This window comes from Gracilibacillus oryzae, from assembly GCF_009498735.1.
GTDB lineage: Bacteria > Bacillota > Bacilli > Bacillales > Amphibacillaceae > Gracilibacillus > Gracilibacillus oryzae.
The window spans coordinates 263,608-269,201 of sequence record NZ_ML762427.1 but is presented as its reverse complement, the minus strand read 5'-3'; the positions used below and the strand labels follow the sequence as shown (position 1 = coordinate 269,201).

The window sequence follows — 5,594 nt, the reverse complement described above, 5'->3', positions numbered from 1 at the left end:
CGATTAGACATAAAAACTCCCCTTAAGATGAACAGATTTTATATTTTTAATCTGTCTACCTTAAGGGGAGCATATCATTGATATTCGGGTTTTTTTTGTTAGATATACTATAGTTTTGTCACAGGTGCTTAGTTACTTACACTGGAAGGTTTGTTCTTTGCTTTCGTTATCAGCCATTGGAGAAGAAAGCCTGTGGCTAAACCGGGAACTACACTTAATATTGGCAGCCATACAGGTCCTAGCAGTACTTGAAATAATGTGAAACTAGAGGAATAGATCGTACCAATTGTTACAAAGTAAGCGGAAAATACAAAGGGTAAGAATGAATAGGGCTTTTGATCACCACCGGCATCACGAAAAGCATCCCATATAGCGAAAAAATATAAACATGGGTAAAACATAAGCCATTGGAAGTTAGCTGCATCAACAGCCATTTCCATTTGCCCATAAAAGCTAAAGATAATCAACTCGTTTAAATTTCCCATTACATTAATTAATATTTCTAATCCGATTAAGATAAAGCCCTTAACAATCTTCCCATTGAGCAACTGCCCGAATCCAGGTAATGCGACGCTCCAGAATAGTACCTCAGGTGCCTTCAAGTTATTGGCCCTTTTTTATGTAAGGCATTATGTATAAACAGCATGATTGGAACGGACTGGGACTTAATGGATGGGGGAAAACAGGGAACACTTCTCTTTATGGACGTAAATTTTGTATGGAGTTCCATTTTAACACCTTCTTCAATTGATAGCCTCATTAGTTTTTTTTTCCAGAAAAGATAACAGCAAGCCCATTACAACAGACGCTGAGCATCCTGATAACTTTTGTTCTTGATCAGTGGGAGGCAAATCCCTGCTGATCAATGCTCTTTAATTAATCAAGTTTCTTTCTTCCAAGGTGGGTCCCCGTTTTTATGCAGTTTCTGGTTAACCTTATAAATGAGATAAGGAGCGAGATAAGATAATATCGTACAAATCAGTATTAACTTACTAGGCAGCCTTCCCACAATATTTTCCCACACTTTTCTCACTCCATTCCATCATCTTTTGCTTTGTCTGAAGCACCAATATCTCGTACAATCGCTTTCGCTGTTACATTCACTTTGCTTTGAGAAAATAACTTCTCTCCATCTTCCCAGTCTTTCTCAATCTTTTTCCAGACGTCATAGTGCTTCTGTCTTAATATGCTGCTGAAATTGAAAAAGTCAATTCCTAATTCCTGTTGTGCTTTCTTGACTGTATTGTTTACCGTTTGCTCGATTTTCTTACTTATTTCCTTCTCTATTTTATTTATATACTGTTGATCTAATAGTGACCTGCTGCCGAACATCTCCGCAATAAAACCTTCCGTATTTATCGTTATGGAAATATCCATCTTTTCAGGATTGGCTGTATTTATTGCAATCGAACTATTTGCAGTATTTATCTCGTAAATCATCAGTTCACCGTCGATATGAAAAGGTAACATTCCATTGGTGATATCTCCTTTTACCAGTCTGAGTCCTTTTATTTCCTCATTACTAAGTGTACCTACTTGCTGATCTGATTTTCCTGCAAATATGGCTGCACCATTATAGTTAATATCTTTGCCTGACAAGGTTATAAGCGGAAGAACATAACTGTCATCATTCAGCAGATATTGGTGTAATGTACCTACCCTTACAGATTGTATTAATTCTAATGATTTTATGTTATTTTCCATAATATTATTTATGTGCCGGGATGGAAGCTGCTCTGTATCCGATTCATTTTCAAGTAAATCTTTTGCTTTTCCATTAGTGATCATTACTTTTACTTCTCTTCGCATTTCATGATCTCGGATAAAACTGTCTGTTACACTTGAGAATAAGTCAGGTTCTCTTGCAACCTCATCTGAGATAATTAAAATCTTTAGATGTTCAGAGTTAGGAATTAGATCGGTAAGGCTTAACATATTTCTAGTAATTTGGAACGGGCTCTGACCAGTAGCAGAGATATTCTGAAAGGCTTTTTTGTCCCCTCCACCTCCTCCAGACTGGCTGAGGTTTGATAAGTTTCCGGGTACAACAAACTGGTGGGTAACTGTAATATCATAGTTTTTATCTTGAATTTCTCCAGCCATATCGATTGCACTGCCGATAACAAACCCCCTCTCATCAATCGGTAATGAGTCCCAGCAACCAGTTAGTATTAATAAGCAGGAGCATGACATTAATCGAAGAAAATTCCCCATTTTATATCACCTTCCTTATTTTTGCTGTTGCAAACAGCAAAATATAAACAAAGACTGTGTAAATTAATGAGCTGTAACCAATAAATGTAGAGAAATGAGAAAGCTGCATTAAGTCTTGCGGGTACATTCCAGTTATGTATACGATGGGTGAAACAATAAAAAGAAGTTTGATTTTATTTGTCTTTCCAAAAATAGAATGGAGAGCAAGTATCGCAATATCTAATGCCATTGCGGTTGTGTTAAAAATAGCCATAATCCAAATAACAAAGAATAAGGATTCAAACCGTTCTAGAATCCCGCCTGGAATCTCAACAATTTTCGCAAGCTCAATCGTTGGGTATTGCAAATTAGCGGTTACAGAGTTTCCAAAAACCATGATACAAGCAAGATAAAGAACTAAATATAAAATAATGGGAATACACATACCAATGGCAGCTTTTTTGGGCGTTTTCTCTGGTCTTTCTACAAGTGTGATATAAAACCATACAACACCAAACCCTGCATAGGAAAGAATACTGCCCTTTGTGCCTTCCCATAAGCCGCCGAAACCAGTCTGAAAAGCTGGCATTAAGAAGTCTGGGTTAAAGTGATTAATATTAAATACAATAACAACTAGTGCGATAAATAGGACAAATGGTAAAAACATTGTGTTGAGCCGGAATAAACCTGCTCTTGAATTTCCTACCCCATACAGGATCAATAATAGAAACACCAATGATATGATCTCAACAGGTGTTTCTATTAATAAATAGTGTTTGGAAATATCCGCAATTTGGCGAACCTGTAATGCTGTTACCATTATTCCTAAAATTACGAACAAAAATGTAATGACTGTCGCTATCGGTTTAGTAACAATGGTCGAGGAGTAGTTGATAAAAGACTGGTTAGGGAAGCTTGCTGAAAGCTTAGCAACAGACCATGTGATGATGACAGCAATTATTCCGCCGATTACTAATGATAACCAGCCATCAGACCCTGTCGTTACTGACGCCATACTACGTGGCAGATATAAAATACCAATCCCGATCACAAAAGAAGGCATTGCAACCAATATTTGATTATCAGATATTTTTTCATCAGCATACTCAAATCGCTTCATTCCTTATTCTCCTTAACTGTTGACTTCTTATTATTCGGTTGCATATATCTTGGCCGTTCTGTTAGCAAAGGTACGGGTTTACGAAAAATAAGGTCTCCCCAATCCTTAAAGAAGGTAGGTGCGAATGGAGTTGAAAATGGTACTCCAATACTTTTCAGGTTTACAATATGGATGTTTACCATGATATAACCGATAATAATTCCGTATAGACCAAATATTCCGGATAATATAATAAAACCAAACAAGATGATTCTAAAAGCGATTGCTATACTATATGCTGGTAAAGCAAATGAAGCTATGGCATTTAGAGCAACAACGATAACCATAATCGGACTGACAATTCCTGCCTGTACCGCAGCATCTCCTATAACAAGTCCGCCAACAATTCCGATGGTCTGTCCAATGGTTTTTGGCAACCGTGCTCCTGCTTCTCGTAATAATTCCATCGTAATCGCCATAAGAGATGCCTCAACTAGCGGTGTAAATGGAACACCCTCTCTTGATGCTGCGATAGAGAAAGCCAGATTTGATGGTATCATTCCAGGGTGAAAGGAAACTAATGCAATATATAGTGATGGGAGAAATATTGCGATAAACGCTGCTAAATAGCGTAAGATTCTAAGCAATGTCCCAATTGTCCAGCGCTCATAATAATCCTCTGGTGATTGCATAGCAGTTCCTAAAGTTGAAGGAGCTATTAGTACAAATGGACTGCCATCAAGCAAAATGACAACCTTTCCTTGTAAAAGAGCAGCAGAGGCTTTGTCAGGTCTCTCTGTATTGATAAGTTGCGGAAAAGGAGAAAGGTAATCATCTTCTATCCATTGTTCAATGAAACTTGATTCTGGTGCGTCATCTGTGTCAATAGAGGCAAGTCGCCTGTTAATTTCCTTTAAAATATCTGGATGGATAACATCTGCAATGTATGTTACAACAAGATTTTTTTTAGATCGCCTGCCAATCTGGTGTGTTTTAAATCGTAAATTTGGGTCATGGATGTACCGGCGTATTAGCGTCATGTTTGTTCGTAAATCTTCTACAAACCCATCTCGAGGCCCGCGGATCACTGATTCTGTGACAGGTTCCTCAATAGCGCGTTTTTCCCAGCCTTGTGTCCCGATTATAAACACTTTGTCTATACCATCTATATAAAGTACTGTATTTCCGCTTAATATTCCGTTTGAAGCATCATCTAACGTAAGACCTGTTTCAAGTGTGGTACTGGAGAGGAGTTCCTGGTTTAAAACATCAAAAAGCATCTCTTTATTTTGGGGAATTTGTATTTTCCCTCTCTGTATTTGTAAATTTTCAATGATATTATTACGAACATAATTACTATCTGCCAGTCCATCGATATAAACAGTGGCACATTGGTGCTCGGAACCACGAATGGAGAATTTTCTAATCAGCAGATCATCTGGTTTATCTAATAATTTATTGAGATTATCCAGATTTTCTTCTAAATTATTCGTTATTATGTTAGAAAAAGTATCTTCCTTCGGCTGTTCTCTTTTTTTATTCTGATTAGAAAATCTGTTATTATGTATTTTAACCACCTCGAAAATAAGCGATTCTTCCTCTTTTGTTTTCCCAGTTTATTTTTTTTTATGCGAAATACAGTATGAGGCTGATGTTTCAGTGGGGAATACTCATCTAGTGATTGTAAACAAAAAAGCATACCTAATCACGATGGATCAAGTATGCTTCCTACTATATTTGTATTTTAGTCGCCATTAAAGATGGAGTTTTTCACAACAACATAATCGACAAGGCGAATTGCTTCTAATGTTTTTCCGCCAGCATAGGAAATAGATGATTGGAGGTCCTGCTCCATTTCCGTTAATGTATCTTGAAGGTAACCTTTATGCTCTACATGCATTTTTTTCCCTTCAACATTTTTCTTTTCACCTTTTTGGTATTCAGATGCTGAACCGAAATATTCTTTGTAGTACTGTCCATCTACTTCAATTGTTTCACCAGGCGACTCTTCATGTCCCGCAAAAAGGGAACCAATCATAACCATTGTTGCTCCAAAACGAATGGACTTCGCAATATCGCCATGTGTGCGGATACCGCCATCTGCAATGATTGGTTTGCTTGCTGCTTTGGCACACCAGCGTAATGCTGCCAACTGCCAGCCGCCAGTTCCGAATCCAGTCTTGATTTTGGTAATACACACTTTACCTGGTCCAATCCCGACTTTTGTCGCATCAGCACCAGCGTTCTCCAATTCTCTAACAGCTTCAGGAGTACCAACATTACCAGCAATGACAAAGCTCTC

5 protein-coding genes are annotated in these 5,594 nt (G+C 37.8%); all 5 read right to left on the bottom strand.

Annotated elements, in window-relative coordinates:
• Positions 1–128: 128 nt before the first annotated feature.
• Positions 129–602: a hypothetical protein gene (locus F9U64_RS08215; RefSeq protein WP_153402523.1), complete on the bottom strand. Its 474-nt coding sequence runs from the start codon at positions 600–602 to the stop codon at positions 129–131.
• A gap of 427 nt (positions 603–1,029) precedes the next feature.
• Entirely contained in the window at positions 1,030–2,214 is a 1,185-nt protein-coding gene (locus tag F9U64_RS08210; RefSeq protein WP_153402522.1) for a Ger(x)C family spore germination protein, read from the bottom strand.
• 1 nt (position 2,215) lies between these two features.
• Positions 2,216–3,313, bottom strand: coding sequence for a GerAB/ArcD/ProY family transporter (locus F9U64_RS08205; RefSeq protein ID WP_153402521.1), 1,098 nt, complete (start codon positions 3,311–3,313; stop codon positions 2,216–2,218).
• Complete coding sequence (locus F9U64_RS08200; protein WP_228275626.1) at positions 3,310–4,869, bottom strand: spore germination protein; 1,560 nt, start codon at positions 4,867–4,869, stop codon at positions 3,310–3,312. The genes F9U64_RS08205 and F9U64_RS08200 overlap by 4 nt, the downstream gene beginning before the upstream one ends.
• A gap of 167 nt (positions 4,870–5,036) precedes the next feature.
• A partial coding sequence (locus F9U64_RS22925; protein WP_228275625.1) for a GMP reductase occupies positions 5,037–5,594 on the bottom strand: 558 nt, incomplete at its 5' end.

Bases quoted from the DNA above. Each gene is read 5' to 3' on its own strand.
- F9U64_RS08205 (WP_153402521.1), bottom strand. From the start codon at position 3,313: ATGAAGCGATTTGAGTATGCTGATGAAAAAATATCTGATAATCAAATA.
- F9U64_RS08210 (WP_153402522.1), bottom strand. From the start codon at position 2,214: ATGGGGAATTTTCTTCGATTAATGTCATGCTCCTGCTTATTAATACTA.